Origin of the sequence: Agriterribacter sp. (genome assembly GCF_035497235.1) — a bacterium.
Taxonomy (GTDB): domain Bacteria; phylum Bacteroidota; class Bacteroidia; order Chitinophagales; family Chitinophagaceae; genus Agriterribacter.
Genome location: NZ_DATJEB010000013.1, coordinates 246694 through 266246 on the forward strand (window position 1 = coordinate 246694; position 19553 = coordinate 266246).

Genomic DNA, 19553 nt, shown 5'->3' on the forward strand with positions numbered 1-19553 from the left:
ATTTCAGACAGGTGAATTTCCTTTAATAGAACTACAGTTCATATGTTTTCAACACCTCCGCGGGGTGTTGTTTCAAGTGCAAATCATTACCCGTATTGACCTTCCTCTTATCGTACGATTAACCCCAGGCTGTTTAAATCTTTAATGCACTGTCAAATTGCTCCAATTCATCCATCATCTTATTTCGCCTCCTGTATAAATGCCAGCAGGTTGGACATTTGCTGTGGCGTGATCTGCTTTTCCAGCCCGGCCGGCATGGCCGACATGCCCAGTGCTTTCAGCGATTGTATATCGTGCCGGGCAATGGTTGTTTTTTGTCCGCCATAATTGTTTAAGGTAATAGCGGTGAGTGTTTCCGTTGTATTGATATAACCGGGGGTACAGGCTAATTGAAAGCGAACCCTGGCATTGTCGTTGTTTTGAAGCGCATACAATTCGTTTGCCAGTTCAGGGTTTGTAGTAAGAAAAGGTTCAGCCAGGCGGATCGCGTTTTCACGAATGCCTGCTATGGTATCATGCAGCGCTTTTATGATATGCCCGGCACGGAGCTCATCTAATCCTTCAATTGTCCACAGCGCATGAAGCCTGCCTGCAGGTGATTGCGTGTTCCCTGTCATTTGAAAAACGACTAATGCATCTTCACCTGGATTTCTGCTGCCATTACGCAGCCCGTAAGGGACAACACGAAATCAGGGCAGGATATTTTTTTTAATGGGGTGCTGGCGCAGGAGAATTACAGCCTTCATTATTATTTCCGGAATTTATCGTTTTTCCAATTTTGGGGATTCTTGATGATGTAATTCGCAATGCGATGGTAGGATTGTTCATCACGAATGATATGGTCGTGGTAATTCCGTTGCCATAATTTACCCATGTAATCACCTGGAAATTTTTGTTTGAATATTTCCAGGCATTCGTTTGATACCAATGATTTATATGTACCAAAAATGTCGGCAACCGTAGGGGCAACCCTCTCGGTTGCCCCCTTATTGGGGTTTGGGGCAGGGGTGAACCCTGCCCCCACGGGATTGGTTAAAAAAATAATTCCGTGCATATGATTGGGCATTATTTGAAAAACATCCAATTCAAAATTTTGAAACCGTTCTGATAATTTTTCCCAATGGTGGTGCGCAATATTGCCGAAATCATTTAAAATCATTTCATCATTTACAATTTCCCCAAACAAACATTGGCGGTTATGCACGCAAATGGTAATGAAATACAACCCTGCCTGTGAATAATCGTATCCTTTCAGGCGAATGGATTTGCGATGGTGAATATTGGGATTATACCTGTTCATTTCACTCTCGGCTGATATCCTTTTCAAAACATACACTGTTTTCAACGCCTTCATATTGTCCGTAATTTGGGATAATACTATATCCATTCTTTTGGTACAGCGCGATGGCTTCGGGTTGTTTTTTTCCTGTTTCTAATATGCACTTTCTACAGTGCAATTCGGTTGCCCATATTTCTAATTCACCCAATACCTTACCGGCAACGCCTTTTCCCCTGCTGTCTGGCGAGGTGTACATTCGTTTTATTTCCATGCTGCCAGAACTATATGCTTTTAATGCACCGCAAGCGATTGGTTTATCGTTTTCGTAGGCAATAATTACGTACTTGATCTTGTGAATGGTATTGAACTGTGCATAAAATAAATGATCCGTCCCGTCCCTTTCGGCTAAATCCGCATCAAGCTGTTTTACGAGTTCAATAAAGTCGTTATTGTCCGAGTTGGTTCTTATTATTGTAAGCATATGCGTGACTTTATAGCAAACGTGACGGGTATTTGCATTACAACGGGGATGCCCGGTCCTGAATAAAATTTCAGGAAGCCTCCGTATTTTGTAAGCAGACTGCCGGGTACCCGCTATTCTTTTCTTTTATTATCTATCAGCTTCAGCTCATAAAAATCTTTTCGCCTGTCTTTCAAATTTCTTACGCTGCCATAACTGTGCAGTTCATCCAATAAAGACAGGTCAACGCCCGCTATCAGTATCATTTCGGTATTGGCTGTGGCTTCACTGATAATGCAGTTGGAAGGAAAGGTGAAATCGCTGGGAGTGAACACGGCTGCCTGGGAATATTGAATATCCATGTTCTCCACTTTGGGCAGATTGCCCACACTACCGGTAATGGCTACGTAACACTCATTTTCTATGGCGCGTGCCTGCGAACACAGTCGTACCCGCATATAAGCATTTTGCGTATCGGTAAGGAACGGAACAAATAATATCTGCATGCCTTCTTCGCTCAATAACCTGGGCAGTTCGGGAAATTCTACATCATAACATATGAGGATGCCAATTTTGCCGGCATCGGTATCAAATACTTTCACACTATTGCCACCCTTTATTCCCCAGTGTTTGGCTTCATCGGGTGTAATATGTATTTTTTCGTACTGGTCAACAGCGCCATTACGGTGACATAGAAAGCCAATATTTTTCAAGGACTCCCCTTCAATACTGGGCAGACTGCCGGTAATGATATTTACATTATAGCGGATGGCCAGCTCCTGGAAACGGGTTTTAATATCCGGCGTATATTGCGCCAGTGACCGCATGGCTTCTGCCTCCGGCATTTCATTAAAACCTGCCAGCAGCGGGCCGTTGAACAGTTCCGGGAACAGTGCGAAATCGCTTTTGTACGCGGAAACGGAATCCACAAAATACTCTGCCTGGCGAAACAATTCATCTAAATCGTTATAGGGTCGCATCTGCCATTGTATTAATCCCAGCCGAACAAATGTTTTTACATTAAACAGGTGTTTGGGGTCGGGAACATAATATACATTAAACCATTGCAGCAGGGTAGCAAACTCTTTGCTTTGCTCATCCTCCGGCAGGTAGTTGTGCAATACCTTTACCACATGAAAATCGTTGGCGAGCTGGAAGCTCAGCACGGGGTCGTATATCTCCTTACTTTTTACTTTAGCGATATATTCCTTAGGGCTTAACGTATCCGCGTATGCATGGTATTCGGGCAGTCTTCCGCCAAACACGATAGCTCTCAGGTTCAGGTTTTCGCAAAGATCTTTACGGGCATCGTATAATCTTCTGCCCAGCCGCAGGCCGCGGTAATCGGGATGAATGAATATTTCTATGCCATACAACACATCTCCTTTGGGATCATGCGTATTGAAGGTATAATTACCCGTGATCTGTTTGTAGGTATGATTATCGCCAAATCTTTTATAATCTACAATAATGGATAACCCGCATCCCACCACCACGCCGTCCACTTTTATAACGATCTGGCCTTCTGGAAATTTATCAATCAATCTTTCGATAGCGCCGGGGCTCCAGTAGCCGCCCTGCCAGCCGCCGTAAGAGGCTTTCATGGCTTCCAGCAATTGCCGGTAATCTTCAAAATGCAACCCGCCTATCTCTATTTGCTCTATGGTCATATATTGTACGTTTATACGGAAAGCTCCGGAAATAAATATATATCATCCTGACTGTAAAGAGGCCATTGCCTCCGCTGCTGTAAAATTACTCAAACCTTTACACTTAAGGCATCAGTTCCATTTCCTTCATCCAGTATATACACCTGCCAAACCACTCATCAAAGGAGGGAGCGGTTAAAAAACCGTGCTCACCTTTCGCATAAATATGCAGTCCGGTGGTTACGCCATTATGCTGAAGTGCGGAATAGAAAGAAAGGCTGTTGGCTACCGGAACTACTGAATCGGCATTGGAATGTACTAAAAAAGAGGGAGGCGTAGTTTTGTCAACCTGCAATTCATTTGAATAGAGGCAGATTTGTTTTTCCGTGGGAGCATCTCCCAGTAAGTTGTTTCGTGATCCTGTATGTCCTATACTATCTGTAAAACTAATTACCGGGTTAATCAGCAGCATGAAGTCCGGACGAAGACTCACGCCTTTTGTATTTTCAATTAAGGCTTCACGGTAATGCGTACCTGCTGTGGAAGCCAGGTGTCCTCCTGCTGAAAAACCCATGATACCGATCTTTTGCGGATCAATATTCCATTGCCCGGCTTTTTGCCGAACGAGTTGAATGGCGCGTTGTGCATCCTGCAAAGGCCCGATAGATTTATCTTTCATGGTTTTATTATCAGGCAGCCGGTATTTCAGCACAAAAGCAGTTACGCCCAGTTTATTAAAGGTTCGGGCCACATCGGTTCCTTCACGTTTGGTAAGCAACACGTGATAGCCGCCTCCCGGGCAAATAATAACCGCTGTACCGTTCGCTTTATCTTTAGGTGGAAGAAAAACCGTAAGCGTTGGAACGGATACATTAAATGTGAGGGAATCTACCAGTTCATTCGCTTTTCTGTTTTCTTCATTTGCTGCGCCTGTTGCATTGGGGATTTTCCCGGTGTACAAAGGAATTTCCTGTTGTGCGAAACAGAAGCTGCCGGTAAGCAGCGCTGTTATTAAAAAGGAAATTGATCTGCTTTTGGCTGAAATATTTTTTATCATCCGGGTATGTTAGTTGATGGTTACGCTTGTTTTCAAATTGTTATATCCCGATATTCCATCCCAAACATCATCATTTGCCAGCCGGATAGCATATTCAGGTTTGTTACCAATACTTTGATATGTATCGGGCAGATAAAGATATACATCATATTCACCGGCCGGCATATTTTTATCTGTTAAAATTCTTTCCGCAATTTTAATATCTCCGGTAAACCATTTTTGAACATTAGATCCCAGGTCATATACAAATTCTTCAGCGCCTTTTTTGAAGACAAGCTTTGCTGTTCGGGGATTAAAGGGTGAAGCATAGCCAACATTCCTTAAATTGATGATTACTGGCAACTGCATTCCCGCTTTTACCGGTTCTTCAGGAAATATTGAATTGATAAGAACAAACCGGTAACCCAGGTTCTTCTTTATATCCTCCATACAGCCCCCACTTACCCAAAGATTATTTACCTGGTTGTTATAAGCGGAATTCAAATAGCTGTAATGCATCCGGTTCAGTTCTGTTTGTATTATACCGGCATTTTCGCAATTGTTTTCCGGACTGTAAGCATCATCGCATGTTTCTCCGCCTACCGCCACATACCGGTTGTCTTTTTCACTAAAAGATCTTAACGAAGCAGTAGCGCCGGTTCTGTCTGAAGATGAATTGCCGTAATCTGCATAAGTGCCTATATCATCGGGGCCGGAAATGAAACAGTCGTTGTGAAGTCCGATCCTGGCTTTATTTGTTTCTGAAAATGCTTCAGATTCAGACAGCGGTTCAGCATCTGTTGGCGCATTAACCCCATATACAAACCTTTGCTTAAACTGCGGGTAGCGTATCTGCACCATCCTGTCGGCAGGCAATGCGTCCAGCAGTGCTTTTAACACTTCAGAACGGTTCCTCCAGTTCTCGTCCAGCAGTTTGCCCTGCCCGTTAGAAGAGGCATCACCAAAAAAATCGGTGTAATAATTTTCGCCCCAAATGCCTATAAGGCCCATTTGCAAAACAGCTATTACATCGGCATTTTCCTGCAGAACAGGTTTTAACTGGCTGATGTGATTCAACACCATTTCCTTTGGCGCATCGCCGTATGGAGGGCAAACAAAGCCTTCGGGGCAATTGCCTGCCCGGGTAGCGCTGCTGTATACAAATCTTGGGATCAATTTCACCCCTGCATTCCGGGCAATCGAAAAATCATTTTTAATTTTTTCCAATAGTTCGGCCGACAGCGGTTTATTGGTAAACCCTTTTAAAATAAAATACCGGAAAGTAAGCGTACTGTATATTTTATAATTGCCATCACCTGCCTGTTGCAGCTCACGTTGTTGCTTCAATTCATTTACAGCAAGTGACTGATAATTATCAGCGCTCGTTTCAGAATAGGTATAAAACCCCCGTTCCGGATTGGGAAAGTCTTCTGTACTCTCTTTGTACACTACTGTATCTGCCGGCGGATATTGGTAATAAACCGGTGTCTCCACTTTATCGCACCTGCTAAAACAAATAGTGACGCTGATTATACACGCAGGTAAGATTAAACGATGGGATCTTCGGAGAATATTTTCCATAATAGTTGAATGGAATGAGACAATCAATAATTCCTATTCCGTCATATCAATTCTGATAGCGGGGCTGCCATTATCGGGGATATATCCCACGGATGCACTCCAGTCATTTTTTGTTAAAATAATTCCGAACCTGATGGCCTTACCCGTCATTCCCTTCAGTTTTGTTCTGTCAAACTTTCCTTCAACTTTTGTAAGTATTCCTTCTTTTTTTGCTGTGCCTAACGCATACGCTTCTGTAATGGATTGTCCATCCCAGCTCCACCCATTTCCCGGTCCTGCATGGTATAGAATATCTGCCCAGGCGTCTGCTCCGCCCAGTATCTGTCCTTCCATCAATACGTCAACGCCTGCTCCCGGAAAACTGCCCGATAAATCGTAACCGGTAGCGGGATTGTCATCCGTATCCATATAAAAATCAAACACGTCATTATCGCTTAAAGTGCGTGTCATTTCAAAATAGAAATAGATGGAAGATCCATCATAATCGAATTTAGCAGCGCGCACGCTATTAGATGGGGCTGAGGAAGTAAAGCCATATTTGGTTACATCGTTCCAGTCATCAAAAGAATCGTCATCCAGCTTAACCGGGGAAGATTTGGAAATTCGCAGAACGGTTGATCCTTCTATCCTATTTCCGGAAGCGGTTGTTACGTATAATGTAGGAACATATTTTCCTTTGCCTGCGTAGGTGTGCACAGGACTTGCTTCTGTTGATGTTGCGCCATCGCCAAACTCCCATTTGTAGGATACGCCACCCTTAGTCTGGTTATCAAAACTAACCGTGTAATCGTCAATGACAGTCGTAAAAATGACATCAATTTCCGGTCGTGGGTCTGCATCATTTTTTTTACAGGATGCCAGGATCAGAACAGCTATGGCAATGATGAGTCCTTTTATTTTTATTATGTTTTGCATAATTTAAAATTTTCAGATTATGGATTTTGAATACATAATTTATTGGTTTCAATTTCATCAACAGGAATGAAATATATGATTTTAGGATCCTGCCAGGTTATAAGGGTATTTTGATAATTGACCGGTTCTTCGGAAGGATTAATGTCCGTTTCCTTTAATCCGGGTATATGGTATCCCCAATACGTTCTGTTCAGGTTCAGTTTATTTCGGAACAGATCAAAAGTCCGGTGGCCCTCAAAAGCGAGTTCCATACGCCTTTCTTTCAACACGGTTTCTAATAAGGTCATACCCGCCGGTACCGTTCCGTTGTACAAAGAAGCTTCCAGCCCCCTGTTTTTACGTATTTCATCAATGTCTTTCAATGCATTGGTAATATCATTTTTTTGGGCATAGGCTTCTGCACGATTCAGGTACATTTCTGCCAGGCGGAACATAATGGGAGAACTGAGTGTGGGGCTGCCATCCTGGAAGGAAAATTTGGTAATATAATAAATGTCAATGCCATTCAGTTTTTGGATATCCCCGTTGCCATCTTCTAAAGGAACAATATAGCTGTTCCGCACATCCTCCGCATGTTCTTCCATCACCTTTCGTAATGATTCGGAAGCAAACTCTTCACCCCAGCCTGAATTGCCATCAGAATAAATCATGGAAGCTATGGAACCGAATTTTCCATAGTCTTCTTTATCTGTAAACGCTATACAAAAAATAGTTTCAGCGGCTGTTTTTGCGTTCGCAAATAAATGAGGGTAGCTATCTGCTGTTTCCAAAGCATATCTTCCTGAATTGATGACTTCATTTGAATAGAATATTGTGCTGTCGCTGTTTCCTTCATACAGATACACCCTGGAGAGCAGCGCATAAGCGGCTTCCTTTGATGCATAAGTATTTCCTCTCGGCTGGTTCATCAGCTCAGCGCCTTTTTTTGCGTCCCCAATAACCGCGTTGTATACCTCCTTAATGGTTGATCTTGCTTTTTGCGAGGGATCGTCAATGGACTGCCTTAAGATAATACCCGGTTCATCCGGATTGACGGTATAGGGAAGCGCATAAAATTTTGCAAGGTTAAAATGCGCAAGGGCACGTAGGAAATAACATTCTCCCAAAAGTTGTGCGGAGGCAGCATCAATATTGCTTTGATTTTCCATAGCCGCTATTACCGTATTCATACCGCTGACCATTTTGTAGGAAACATACCAGAAATACCTGGAATTAGTTTGCAAGGGGGTATGTCCGTAAGTGAAGCTGTTGAATAAGGGATCTTCAGTAACCTGCCCGCACACAATGTCATCGCTTGCAAAATCGGACATTTGAAAATATTGCCGCAGATACATCAGGTTATCATCGGCCTGGCCGTTAAAAGGAAGATGATCTTTAAACAGCGAATAGCCTCCGTTTACTGCAGATTTCAGGTTTTCAAGGGAAGTAACAATATTGTCATCGGTAATAGCATTGCTGGTGGGAACTTCTTTTATGCAGCCCGTTAAAACCATTGCTGTAAGAATGGATATATATAAGATGATGTGCTTCATTTCTAAAGTTTTAATATTTTCAAAAATTAAAATCTGAAATTTAAGTTCAACATATATTGCCTGTTGTTCGGATATTTAAAATCTGAAACGCCGGGTGTGGAGTAGTCAGCCGAAACAATGGTTGTCTGTGGGTCTTGCCCGAGGAAACCGGTAAATGTATAAACATTGTCGGCACTCAAAGAAATAACAACGCCCTCCATTTTAATATGTTGGATTATATGTTTCGGAAGCTCATAAGACAGGTTGATATTTCTGACAGAGAAGAAGCTGCCGTTTTTTAAAAACCGGCTTGACGTAAGATTGGAGTTTGCCGAATTTTGCGGACTTGGATTTGATGCTATATCACCCGGCTTACCCCAAATAGCATAATCACCGGGCAACACAATTTGATTATAATAAGGCTCATGCCCATCGTTCATCACAAAGCGCAGATTATTACTATACACTTTGTTGCCTCCAAGATAGTATGCGTTTACACTCAGCGTGAAATTTTTATACCGCCAGGAACTGGTGATACTGCCCATGTATTTGGGCAATGCAGAGCCCACTTCCTGCATGGTTGCTTTGTTCAAATCGTTTGTAGCTTCCGTGCCGATAATTTTTCCGTCTGCATCCCTGTTGATTATTTCCCACAAAGGAGAACCGGTATTGGGATCAACGCCCAGCCATTTCGGCATGTAAAATTCATACAGGTTACCATCATTTCTGTAGATCTGAGAAATGGCCCAGGATCCTGTTTTAACTAATTGCGTTGGTAAATTCCTCAGCTTGTTGCTGTTCATGCTGTAATTAAAAGTGGTATTCCATTCAAAGTTTTTCGTAGTGATATTCCTTGTGTTCAGTGAAACTTCAACGCCTTTATTGATGATCTCCCCTACGTTATCCCATTTGTATTCAAAGCCAACAGAAAGCGGTTGAGGAACTTGTAAAAGCAGGTTTTTAGTAGTATTCTGATATACATCTACAGTAAGATCAATGCGCTTAAAGAGACCGATATCTAATCCTGCGTTTAACTGATGTTTTGCCTCCCATGATAAATCAGGACTGGGAGATTGATAGGGTATTGCCGCGCTGTTTCCATTATACTGGTAATTTAATGCATACAGGCCAAGGTACCTGGATGCGCCGATATCCTGTGTTCCGGTTATTCCCCAGCTTCCACGCAGTTTGAGCAGGTTGATGGCGGCTGTATTTTCCATGAACGCTTCATTGCTTAGCAGCCAGCCTGCCGATATTGCAGGAAAAGAACCGAACCTTTTGCTTTTCGGAAATGCGGATGATCCGTCAACACGATAGGATGCCGACAAAAAATAACGGTCGGCATAACTGTAATTAACCTGTGAAATAACAGAGCTGATATATTGTTCGGAATTAGCTCCGTTAACCAGCAGGTTGCCGGAAAGCACATCCAAAACCTTTAAACCGGGAGGCAAGCCTTTTCCTTCTGCTCCCATCGTTTCGTTCCAGCCTCCTTCCCATGCGTAGCCAGCCACCCCGCTTATCTTATGATTGTAACCGAAAGTATGATTGAACCTTAATAAATTGTTGCTCACTACACCATAGCCCCAGAAGGCCTGCTCATTCAGATAGCCCTGGTCGTGATAGGTTCCTGCCGCGTACCTGTCAATATACCGTGTGCTGCGTGAAGTATTGCCTCCGAGCCGGTTTGAGCTTGAAAAGGTGAGCCAGTCTGTGAGCTTCCAGTCAAAAACCATATCATAGCTTACATCTAATCCACGATACGGATAATTAGAATGGTCAATAGTATGCAGCGGATTGATCTTATCTCTTGACCACCATTTAAACGGGGATGCTCCGTCTACATAAACCGGACTGCCGAGGGAATCATGCGGATTGTCCCAGGGTAAATTCAGATAGGCGTAATAAACATCCATATAATCATAGCTCTTTCCTTTTGATGCGCTAATATTAATATTATTGGTAAGAGAAATTTTGCCGGAAAACCTGTACTTTGAATTTGCACGCAAATTGATCCGGTTAAAATTGCTGTTCCGGAAAGTTCCTTTTTCATTATAATAGCTGAGGCCTACATAATAATCTGCTTTGTTGGTTTTTCCGCTTGCGGAAAAATAATAGTTCTGCAAGGGTGCGTTTTTAAAAATGGCATCCGGCCAACTGTAATTCTGATCTCTTAACGCTAAAGGCCTTTCGCGATAAAACTTCATCAAATCAATTTTGTAGGAATTGTCATTCTCGCCGGGTATATAGTCCCTGTAAAATTCTTTCTGGTATTCATATAACTGGCTCCCATTCATCAGTTGCATTTTGCCAAAATCCGGTTGCCTCATTCCACTGGATAGTCTTATTTCAAATCGCGTTTTATCTGTCTTCGCCTGCTTGGTGGTAACAATAATAACGCCTCCGTTTGCCTGTGATCCATACATAGCAGTTGCACCGGCATCTTTCAATACGGAAATGGTCTCCACATCATTCGGATCAAAACTGCCTCCAATAATACCATCCACAACATATAAAGGATCCTGAGAGGCATTAATAGAAGAAATGCCGCGGAGCCTGATTTCTGAGGCGGCGCCAGGCGCTCCTGAACTGGTTACCACCTGCAGTCCGGCAACTTTTCCCTGCAACATGGTACCAACGTCATTGGTAGTTACATCTTTCAGCTTGTCTGATGAAATGGTTGTAACAGCACTTGTCATTTCTTCCCTGCGCTTTGAGGTATAGCCTACCACAACTACTTCTTTTAAGTTGATCAGTGATGACTTCATTGTAAAAAGAAGAGAAAGTTCATCTCCGCTTTTGATGGTATATCCCGATAAGGTTTCGGTTTCATATCCTACAACACTTACTTCAAAGCTATAGGGTCCACCCTGTGGTACATTATTAAAATAAAATTTGCCGGAAGCGTCTGTAACCGTACCGGCAGAGAAGCCGGTGGTAATATTCTTTAAGGTTACCGAAACATCCGGTATAGCTATTCCCTGAACATTGTTAACAAGCCCGGTTACTTTGTTGATATTCTGCCCTGTTACATTTTCAATGATTAAACTAAAAAATGCAAAAAGCAGAATTGACTTTAGGGATAAAAATATTTTTTGCATCATACTATAGATTTTAAATGGCAATGGAATAGATTTTTATTTCTTTTTGATAATATAATGGGATGCGCTTATGCGTTCTACTGTCAGGTCATTTATTTCAGCAATGGTTTTCAAAATATCAGGCAGCGACTTTGTATCATCAAACCTTCCGATAAAGTACTTGTTTTCCAATCCTGCTTTCCCGTATGTTATCTTCGCATTGTAGATGTCTGCGAGCTGGTCAAATACATTGGATAGCGATTCTTTGTCAAATTTGTACCACCTCGGAACGTTCACCGAAATGCTTTGCTGCAATCTGTGCTGATCTGACGCCGAAGCATCATCATGATTTCCGGTACCCGTTCCTTTCTGTTTTGTGTGCAATGGCGTTTTGGCTGTTTGCTGCCCGTGTTCAACCTGAACAATACCCTTGCTGCTGTTATAGCTCAGCGCATCACCGGGCAATAAATATGTTTTTTGAATTTTATTTTTATGTAATGACTGGATAACTACTTTTCCTTCATAGAGATAAACCCTGGCATCGCCGTCCGTATTCGTACACACCACCCTGAATTTTGTACCTAATGCGGTAGTGCTGATATTGCCACTATAAACAATAAAGGGATGCAATGAGTCTTTGGCCACCTGGAAAACAGCTTCTCCTTTTAACGTAATTTCTCTTTTATTCAGAACAAAATTCTTATGGTAGGACAGCGTGGATGCCGGCATTAACTCCACTTCCGAGCCATCGGGTAAGGATACTACCTGTATCGTTTGCCATTTATTTTCTACGATCTGCAACTCATCTTTTACCTTTTCCTGGTTATGGACTATATGGTTTGCAGGCTGGTTTAAATAGAAATGATGTATTCCCGCGCCTATCATAAAGATGATGATTGCGGCGGCAGCATACCGGGTAATGGTAAGCATAATCCGTTTTGTTTTTGTTCTTTTTATTTCGATTGCTTTCCATTGTTTTTCCCAAAACTCCGGGGTACGGGAAGATGTGTCAGAGATAGCATCCCATTCATCAGCAGAAATATATTTCTCCGCTATGTCAGGGTTACTGATAAGATACCTGGCTACGGCAGCGGCTTCTTCAGAAGTACAGGTGTGATTGAAAAAAGATTCAATTAACTGATGCGTAATTTCCATTTCAGTTGGGTGTATACAGAAGATATACGCAGGGAAGTGAAAAACTCCTCACTTTAAAAAAAATAAATAAAAAGCAGGAGCAGCGCTTTACGGATTTGTTTTAATGCACGGGAGATATTGTTATCAATTGCTTTTACATCAACGGATAATTTATGTGCAATTTCTTTATAAGAATAGCCTTCCATTTTATGAAGTATGAACACTTTTCTCCGTAACTCAGGCATTTTCTTCAGAATACCCTCAAGGGCTTTACTTTCTAAAAATGTTTCCTGCGGAAGGGCGGATTGAGGTATTTCAGCAGCGGCTTTCTTAATAAGCTGAACTTTATTTTGTTTTCTTATATAGTCAATGAGAACGGTTCGGGCTATGTGAAACAGGTGCTGCTCTATAAGATAATCATCGGATAAGGACTTTCTGTATTTCCATAAACGCAGAAAGGTGTTTTGCAGGAGGTCTTCTGCATCATGCCCGCTATTGATCTTTTTTACGAAGTAGTTCAGCACCTTTTCTTTACAGGCCTCATAGAGTTGCCGGAATGCAAACTCGTCACCGTTTCTTATATGGACTAACAGGTTCATTTTGGTTACATTCAATATACAGGCGCTGTAACTGACCGGGCTGTATCAAAGTTACCCAAAAAAATCAGTGTTTGGGAGCTAATTAATATTTCAAGGCCATTCTGAGAGAATCTTTATATCAATCTACAACTTCCCAATGCCCTCCCTTTGCAGGTCCAACGCGGGTGATTTTTTTAGACTCCATTAATTTCTTTATATTTCTCGCTACATTTGTTGGTGCTATACCTATAAGCTTTGATAGCTCTGTGTAGGTTATTTTCTTGTTATCCTTCATGGCATTGATAATTCTTTGCTGGTTGGGCGAGAGCTTTTCACTCACGTTTTCACTCACGTTTAGGATATTCGTTCCTGTCTTTTGCCGGGTATAGGATAAAGCTACATGTAAACCATTCGGAATTTCGGCTACGATCAGATTCATGGTTGGATAAGTAGCTATCTCCTCACGTATCCGCAAAAAGCCGCTGCCATATTTTTCTATATCCCCTGTAAGATAGAAAGCTTCCGCAATAAGTTTATTCCTTGCATATGCCCGGTAGTTATCGCGTTTCAGGTCTTCCAAAGTCAAGTTGCCCAACAATTTTCAGGGGTTGAAAAACGATACATCGTTATCAAACAATTTTATCTGAACGTCTATCGGACTTCGGTAATCTCTATGAATAAGGCAGTTAAGGGCTATTTCACGTAAAGCAGGCAAAGGATATTCAAAAATCTCTACCCTTTGTGTAGGTATTCCTTTAATTTCAAATGCACCTTTATGTGTGCAACCAGGTATTGCATAATTTCTTCTACTGTTCTAAACAGCGCGCCATTCAGCATCTTATCATCAATAATATGGGTAGGCGTTTTGAACCTGCCCAAATGTACATTGTAACCTATATTCCCTTTGCCAAAAAGCAACCATGCGGCATTGGTTATTTGATTGCTACTGATCAGTTTAAGTTTTTTAGTTCCGTGTTTTTATTTTCTTTTAATAAAACCGGCATTTACTGTTTTGAAACTTTTGCTGTAAAATAAAATATTAACGCTGTTTATTTGCTTCTCTGAGTTGTCAGCCATCAGCTATGAGCTGTCAGCTAAAGCATACTAACGATGAACTGATAATTTCACCACTCACCTCCCTCTTTTCTCACTCACCTGTTCACTCACTGCTCCGCTTCCGCTTTTTCCCTTACACCAGATCCCATTTCTTCCTCGGCTTTCTTGAAAGCAATGCGTTGGCTGCTTTGTCGCCGATGAATTTTTCTTTGGCCGCATTCCATTGCAACGGCCGGCCAAGGCGGTAAGAAATGAGGCCCAGGTGCATAGGCAGTGTTAGTTCGCGGGCATAGGCCAGGTTCGATTCGGGCTGGGTTCTTGCTTTAACCGCATTTACGAAGTTTTGCTGGTGACCCGGCGACCGCGGAATGCTTTTCGGTATTTCCGGAATGTCGGTAACCGTTTCGCCATTGATGGTGATTTCCCTGGAGTCATAATCGCAGATCAGTGTTCCTTTATCACCTTCAAAATAAGCGCCTATTCCACGTTTAGCCGCTCCCGGTACATCGGGCGCTTCCGATGTCCAGTGTATGTTCAACCCGTCAAATGCATAATCTACATCTATCCATTTGGGCGCATCTGCTATACCGGATGGCGCTTCGCCTTTGGCGCTGATGCTTTTTAATCCCCCGGGTCGTAAAGACCAGAATGCGATATCGGCTATATGACACCAGAAGTCGGCAAACACACCGCCGGAATAATCTAAAAAGTAGCGGTAAGTGAAATGACATTTTGCCGGAATATAATCGGTGTAAGGAGCGGGGCCGAGCCACATATCCCAGTTGAGCGTGGAGGGTATGGGTTCGGGTGATGGCGAGCCGAGATCGGGCGGAGCGCCTGTTTTCCACAACCGAACCGTGTGCACTTTTCCTATGGCGCCGGATTGAATGATCTCTGCCACGCGGTGAAAATTATCTCCTGCATGGATCTGGTTACCCATCTGGAAAATCCGGTTATAACGGCTGGCGTTTTTTAACATCATCTGTCCTTCCCTGGCATCATACGAAAGCGGCTTCTCGCCGTATACATCCTTTCCTGCCTGGAATGCAAGCGATGCAATGGTGGCATGCCAGTGGTCCGGCGTTGCACAGGTAATAGCGTCTATATCCTTCCTGTCGAGGATATGCCGGAAATCGCCGTAGGTTTGTGCCTTCGTATCCGGGTGAAGGCCCTGCAGGGTTTTTAATGTATTGCCCAGGTGTATCTCATCCACATCACAAAGGGCCACAATATCTAGTTCAGGAATACCGGCAAACCATTTCATATGAGCGTTACCCATGCCGCCCAGCCCGATATGCGCTATGCGCAGCTTATCGCTGGGCGCGGCTTTACTGTATAATGAAGGTAAAATGGCAAAACCCGCGGCGCCCATGCCTACCGTTTTAATGAATTTTCTCCGGCTGAAATTGTGGCTCATACAAGCATTTTAAAAGTAAGGAAGATGAAAATTTCTTTAAACTTAAGAAAGAAATGGTTATCATCATTTTTTATCCGTGATAAATCTGCTATAACCCTGGCTAAGGTTAACGGATGGTGTTGTTCATTTTAAAAGCTAAGCATTTAAAAGACGTATTTCTTTTTTTTCTTTTTTGCTTGCCCAAAAAAGAAAAAAAAAGGCACACGAAAACCCAGCCTGCCGCCTGTCCGGATGAGCCGTTCGGACGGGGCTGGCAGGGATTACTGCCCGTTTTCGTGCTTGTTCCCTGATGCAGCTTTTGTAGTGCTGTGACCTCACCGACAGGATGTCTATTGCAGGCATCTGGTTCAAACCGCTAATCTAAATCGGCTCTTTTAAGTATTATAGCACAAGGCAATGGATAAATTAACGATACATGGCCGCGACAAAGCTGAAAGTAACAGTTGTACAAACAAAACCACTATATTATTTAAAGTTCTCACAGCTTAAACGACTAATGCTATAAATGTAAACAGTCTATTTCACCACTTTTATCACGCCTTTCATAGTTTGCCAGTGACCGGGGAAAGAGCAAATGAAAGGATATTCACCGGGCTTGTCAGGTGCTTTAAAATCAAGCCGAAAATTTTTACCGCTGTTCACTAATGGCGTTGCAAACAGCACTTCCGGGATTTTGGGCACGAAGCTTTTTTCATAACCGTCTTTCTGCGCCGCCATGGCTTCGGCCGCGTGGCCTACTTTTTCGGAGCTGCCGGGTTTAATGATCACTACATTATGCGGCATACCATCCGTATTTTCAAAGATCAGTGCAATCTCACTGCCTGCAGCAATAGTGATGGATGTTTTATCAAAGGCCATCCTGGCAGGTACCGCGGCTAAACGGATCACTGTTTTTCCGGGAATGGAAATTCCGGCAGTCTTTGTTTCTTCAGCAGGAGCCCGGAGGCTTTTTCTGAAAGCAGTTACCGCTATCACGTCCTTTAACTGGTTGTAATCATCGTCTGTAAGCGCTTTGTATCCATATTTCGGCCATGCAGGATCATCGGTGATAAAGCCGGGAACCTGTAATTCTTTCGCATTAGAAAGTGAGCCTAAGAGGTAAGCGGCTTTTGCAGGCTCGTTGGCCAAAAAGTTCTTATCCTTTTTAAACATAGCCATCCACACGGGTTGTAAGTGCCTGAACGATTGCTTTAAAGCATAATCAATATAATAGTCCACCGGCAATGTTGTTGTTCCCAGCAAAGCGTTTAGTGCATTTTCCGTATTGTAATGACTTAATGATATAATAGCCTGTAATCTTACATTAGCCGAACTGTCCTGCGATAAGCTAATCAGTTTAACTTCTGCCTCTTTTATAGCGTCTCTCCGGTAAAATAGCACCCTGGTAGCAGCGGTTCTTATATGCTGATCTTTGCTTTTCAGTAATTCGTTCAGCAATTTTTCGTTCGGCAAATTGAATTGCTGGTATACCCATAAACCTTCAAGTCTGTTCTGCTCATAATCTTTGTCGTTAACATCAAGTGCAGCGAGCCACTTTTGTAAAGCAGGAACAACCGTTTCAGCAGGCAGTTGCCTGAGTTGCGTCCGGGTTCTGTACCGCAGCCTGTCTTCGTATGCTTTAAGCTGATCAAGCAATTGTTCTATAGAAAGCCTGGTAAGATCAACAGGGGGCGATATTTTTTTATGCTTATAGGTAATCCGCCATATCCGCCCATGCGTATGATCGCGCAGCGGATCGCGTAATGCTCTTTCTCCATGATTAATGATTGGGTTATACCAGTCCACTACATACAAGGCGCCATCGGGGCCAAACTGCAGGTCAACCGGGCGGAAATTGGGATCCGTGGATTGCAGTAACGGCGCCGTTTCATGCGCTATAATACCACTGCCATCTTCGTGCAGGCGGTGCTGTTTGATACCCTGGAAACCAATGAAAGTGTTGAACAGCACATTGCCCTGAACCCCATCGGGAAAGTTATTGCTGGAAATGATTTCGGTTCCGCAGGTTTTGGGTTTTACGGCCGATGTTAAAAAATCTTTCATGCCGGTTAATTTCAGCGGATAGCTGGTGGCTACCGTAAGCGGCGGCGCGAAATAATTCATGCCGGTAGACACATCGCTTATAATTTGGGTGCCATTGCGGGTAAATACGTTTCCCCACGGATTGGCATAGGGATAGGAAACATAGGGTTCTAATTTTTGTGTAAGCGGTTCAAAGCGCCAGGTAGCGCCATAGTCGCTCCGCCGGGGGCCATAGGGTGTTTCCACCTGCGAATGTAAAAAGGTGCCTGTATGCCAGTACAGTGCGCCGTCTGGTCCCCAGGTATAGGTATCTATGGAATGGTGTACGTCTTCCGTTCCAAACCCATGCAGTATGATTTCTTTCTGATCTGCTTTTCCATCCCCGTCTGTATCTTTTAAAAACAAGATATTCGGTGGCTGCGATACATATACGCCTCCGTTGCCCAGTTCTATACTGGTGGGCATATACAGGCTATCCGCAAAAATGGTTTCTTTATCTGCTATGCCATCGCCATTGCTATCTTCCAGCACAACAATTTTATCATTGGGTTGTGCCCCAGGCAGGTATTGAGGGTAGGAAGCCATATCCGCGACCCACAGCCTGCCTTGCGGATCGAATGTTATTTTTACAGGATTGCTGATAGAGAAATCAACTTCGGAAGCAAAGAGATTGATCTCGTATCCTTCCGGTAACATAAACTGGTCTGTGGATGGTGCTGTAAGCGCCGCTTTATCTATTGGCGTAAACTGAGTGGTGTCATTTAATATTTTATCCGCTTGTACAAAATGACCGGCATCATCTGTTTTGCTTTGGCCCCACACAATACTGTCTAACCGGGTAATCATGTTGTTTAATTTCGCCAGTTCGCCGGGATAGGAGATTGGTCCGCCGGGCGGCTGCACCCAGGGTTCCTTGCGCCTGCCCACAATGTATTCGCTGTTTACCGCCCTGTACAAATAGAAGAATTGCTTATTTTTTTGATCAATGAGCTTTTTCAGATTGACAGAATGGTTGCCGGCCTCCCATGCTGAAGCCGGAAGCCCTAATGATTTCGCCATTAGCTCACTTACCGCTTTGTATCCTTTATCGTTAAGATGAATACCGTTAATGGTTATGGAGTCGGCGCCTGCTTCTAATTTTTTTGTTGGTTCAAAAAGATTGATGAAAGGAACGTTCAACTGTTTGGCCACTTCCTGCATGGCATTGGTATATAGTTCCAGGTTTTTATTATGTTCTGCCGGGTCGGGCAAAAAACCACCCAGCTTTTCATGAGCAATGGGAGATACCAGTATAAGTTCAGGAGCTGTATTGCCATTATACTTTTGCTGTTGTATGTGCTGCAGGTAAGCGGATAGCTGTTGTTTAAAACTGTCAAGGCTGTCGGGTCCCTTAAACGCTTCGTTCAAACCGTAGCAGGCAAAAATAATATCCGCTTTCAGCTTTGCCAGGTATTCATCCTGGGAAGGGAAGTTTAGCGGACGGGATTGGATATTGATCTCATCCGCACTCCATCCCAGATTTCTTACCGTAAGATTCCGGTCGGGGAAACCTGCATATAATAACGGCTCAAAATAATTATAGTGCTGCAATCTTTCTGCAAAAGTATTTCCTATAAAAACAATGTGGCTGTTGGGCTGAGGGTTAAGTTGGTGAACTACACGCACTTTTGTGGAGCAGGAAAATAAAAGAAAAAGACAGGATAACCATATGGGGTAAGAATAACGATGTTCGTGCTTTTTTATCATAATGATGTTAAGTTTAATTTTCAGGATTTTGCACAGCGCTCATTTTATATCGTAGTAAAAAGAAAAGGAAATGAGTTCCTCTGATATTG

General features: G+C 43.1%; 14 protein-coding genes. All 14 read right to left on the minus strand.

Annotated elements, in window-relative coordinates; translation table 11 throughout:
- Positions 1–179: 179 nt before the first annotated feature.
- Entirely contained in the window at positions 180–617 is a 438-nt protein-coding gene (locus VL121_RS04015; RefSeq protein WP_325402405.1) for a hypothetical protein, read from the minus strand.
- A gap of 131 nt (positions 618–748) precedes the next feature.
- Positions 749–1327, minus strand: a complete 579-nt coding sequence (locus VL121_RS04020; protein WP_325402407.1) for a transposase — start codon at positions 1325–1327, stop codon at positions 749–751.
- A complete protein-coding gene (locus VL121_RS04025; protein WP_325402409.1) occupies positions 1302–1760 on the minus strand; it encodes a GNAT family N-acetyltransferase in 459 nt (152 codons plus the stop codon). Before VL121_RS04025 ends, VL121_RS04020 begins: the two co-directional genes overlap by 26 nt.
- A 113-nt stretch (positions 1761–1873) precedes the next feature.
- A complete protein-coding gene (locus VL121_RS04030; RefSeq protein ID WP_325402411.1) occupies positions 1874–3409 on the minus strand; it encodes a carbon-nitrogen hydrolase family protein in 1536 nt (511 codons plus the stop codon).
- Between the two features lie 103 nt (positions 3410–3512).
- A complete protein-coding gene (locus VL121_RS04035) occupies positions 3513–4445 on the minus strand; it encodes an alpha/beta hydrolase (RefSeq protein WP_325402413.1) in 933 nt (310 codons plus the stop codon).
- Positions 4446–4454: 9 nt separating this feature from the next.
- On the minus strand, positions 4455–6005 hold the full coding sequence (locus tag VL121_RS04040) for a DUF4832 domain-containing protein (RefSeq protein WP_325402415.1): 1551 nt from the start codon (positions 6003–6005) through the stop codon (positions 4455–4457).
- 33 nt (positions 6006–6038) lie between these two features.
- Positions 6039–6920, minus strand: coding sequence for a PKD domain-containing protein (locus VL121_RS04045; protein WP_325402417.1), 882 nt, complete (start codon positions 6918–6920; stop codon positions 6039–6041).
- A gap of 17 nt (positions 6921–6937) precedes the next feature.
- The gene (locus VL121_RS04050; RefSeq protein WP_325402419.1) at positions 6938–8452 is read right to left on the minus strand and encodes a RagB/SusD family nutrient uptake outer membrane protein; all 1515 of its coding nucleotides are present in this window, start codon (positions 8450–8452) and stop codon (positions 6938–6940) included.
- Positions 8453–8478: 26 nt separating this feature from the next.
- The gene (locus VL121_RS04055) at positions 8479–11535 is read right to left on the minus strand and encodes a SusC/RagA family TonB-linked outer membrane protein (RefSeq protein WP_325402421.1); all 3057 of its coding nucleotides are present in this window, start codon (positions 11533–11535) and stop codon (positions 8479–8481) included.
- A gap of 33 nt (positions 11536–11568) precedes the next feature.
- Complete coding sequence (locus tag VL121_RS04060) at positions 11569–12666, minus strand: FecR family protein (protein ID WP_325402423.1); 1098 nt, start codon at positions 12664–12666, stop codon at positions 11569–11571.
- 53 nt (positions 12667–12719) lie between these two features.
- Positions 12720–13244 (minus strand): RNA polymerase sigma factor, encoded by a 525-nt coding sequence (locus VL121_RS04065; RefSeq protein ID WP_325402425.1) that lies wholly within the window; start codon positions 13242–13244, stop codon positions 12720–12722.
- 118 nt (positions 13245–13362) lie between these two features.
- Complete coding sequence (locus tag VL121_RS04070; RefSeq protein WP_325402427.1) at positions 13363–13809, minus strand: winged helix-turn-helix transcriptional regulator; 447 nt, start codon at positions 13807–13809, stop codon at positions 13363–13365.
- A 603-nt stretch (positions 13810–14412) separates the two neighbouring features.
- Complete coding sequence (locus tag VL121_RS04075; protein ID WP_325402429.1) at positions 14413–15696, minus strand: Gfo/Idh/MocA family protein; 1284 nt, start codon at positions 15694–15696, stop codon at positions 14413–14415.
- A 516-nt stretch (positions 15697–16212) separates the two neighbouring features.
- The gene (locus VL121_RS04080) at positions 16213–19464 is read right to left on the minus strand and encodes a PVC-type heme-binding CxxCH protein (protein WP_325402431.1); all 3252 of its coding nucleotides are present in this window, start codon (positions 19462–19464) and stop codon (positions 16213–16215) included.
- Positions 19465–19553: the final 89 nt, after the last annotated feature.

What these genes read in the sequence shown, in the direction of transcription:
- VL121_RS04015 (WP_325402405.1), bottom strand. Translation starts at nt 617, where the DNA reads ATGACAGGGAACACGCAATCACCTGCAGGCAGGCTTCATGCGCTGTGG.
- VL121_RS04025 (WP_325402409.1), bottom strand. Translation starts at nt 1,760, where the DNA reads ATGCTTACAATAATAAGAACCAACTCGGACAATAACGACTTTATTGAA.
- VL121_RS04030 (WP_325402411.1), bottom strand. Translation starts at nt 3,409, where the DNA reads ATGACCATAGAGCAAATAGAGATAGGCGGGTTGCATTTTGAAGATTAC.
- VL121_RS04035 (WP_325402413.1), bottom strand. Translation starts at nt 4,445, where the DNA reads ATGATAAAAAATATTTCAGCCAAAAGCAGATCAATTTCCTTTTTAATA.
- VL121_RS04040 (WP_325402415.1), bottom strand. Translation starts at nt 6,005, where the DNA reads ATGGAAAATATTCTCCGAAGATCCCATCGTTTAATCTTACCTGCGTGT.
- VL121_RS04045 (WP_325402417.1), bottom strand. Translation starts at nt 6,920, where the DNA reads ATGCAAAACATAATAAAAATAAAAGGACTCATCATTGCCATAGCTGTT.
- VL121_RS04050 (WP_325402419.1), bottom strand. Translation starts at nt 8,452, where the DNA reads ATGAAGCACATCATCTTATATATATCCATTCTTACAGCAATGGTTTTA.
- VL121_RS04055 (WP_325402421.1), bottom strand. Translation starts at nt 11,535, where the DNA reads ATGATGCAAAAAATATTTTTATCCCTAAAGTCAATTCTGCTTTTTGCA.
- VL121_RS04060 (WP_325402423.1), bottom strand. Translation starts at nt 12,666, where the DNA reads ATGGAAATTACGCATCAGTTAATTGAATCTTTTTTCAATCACACCTGT.
- VL121_RS04065 (WP_325402425.1), bottom strand. Translation starts at nt 13,244, where the DNA reads ATGAACCTGTTAGTCCATATAAGAAACGGTGACGAGTTTGCATTCCGG.
- VL121_RS04075 (WP_325402429.1), bottom strand. Translation starts at nt 15,696, where the DNA reads ATGAGCCACAATTTCAGCCGGAGAAAATTCATTAAAACGGTAGGCATG.
- VL121_RS04080 (WP_325402431.1), bottom strand. Translation starts at nt 19,464, where the DNA reads ATGATAAAAAAGCACGAACATCGTTATTCTTACCCCATATGGTTATCC.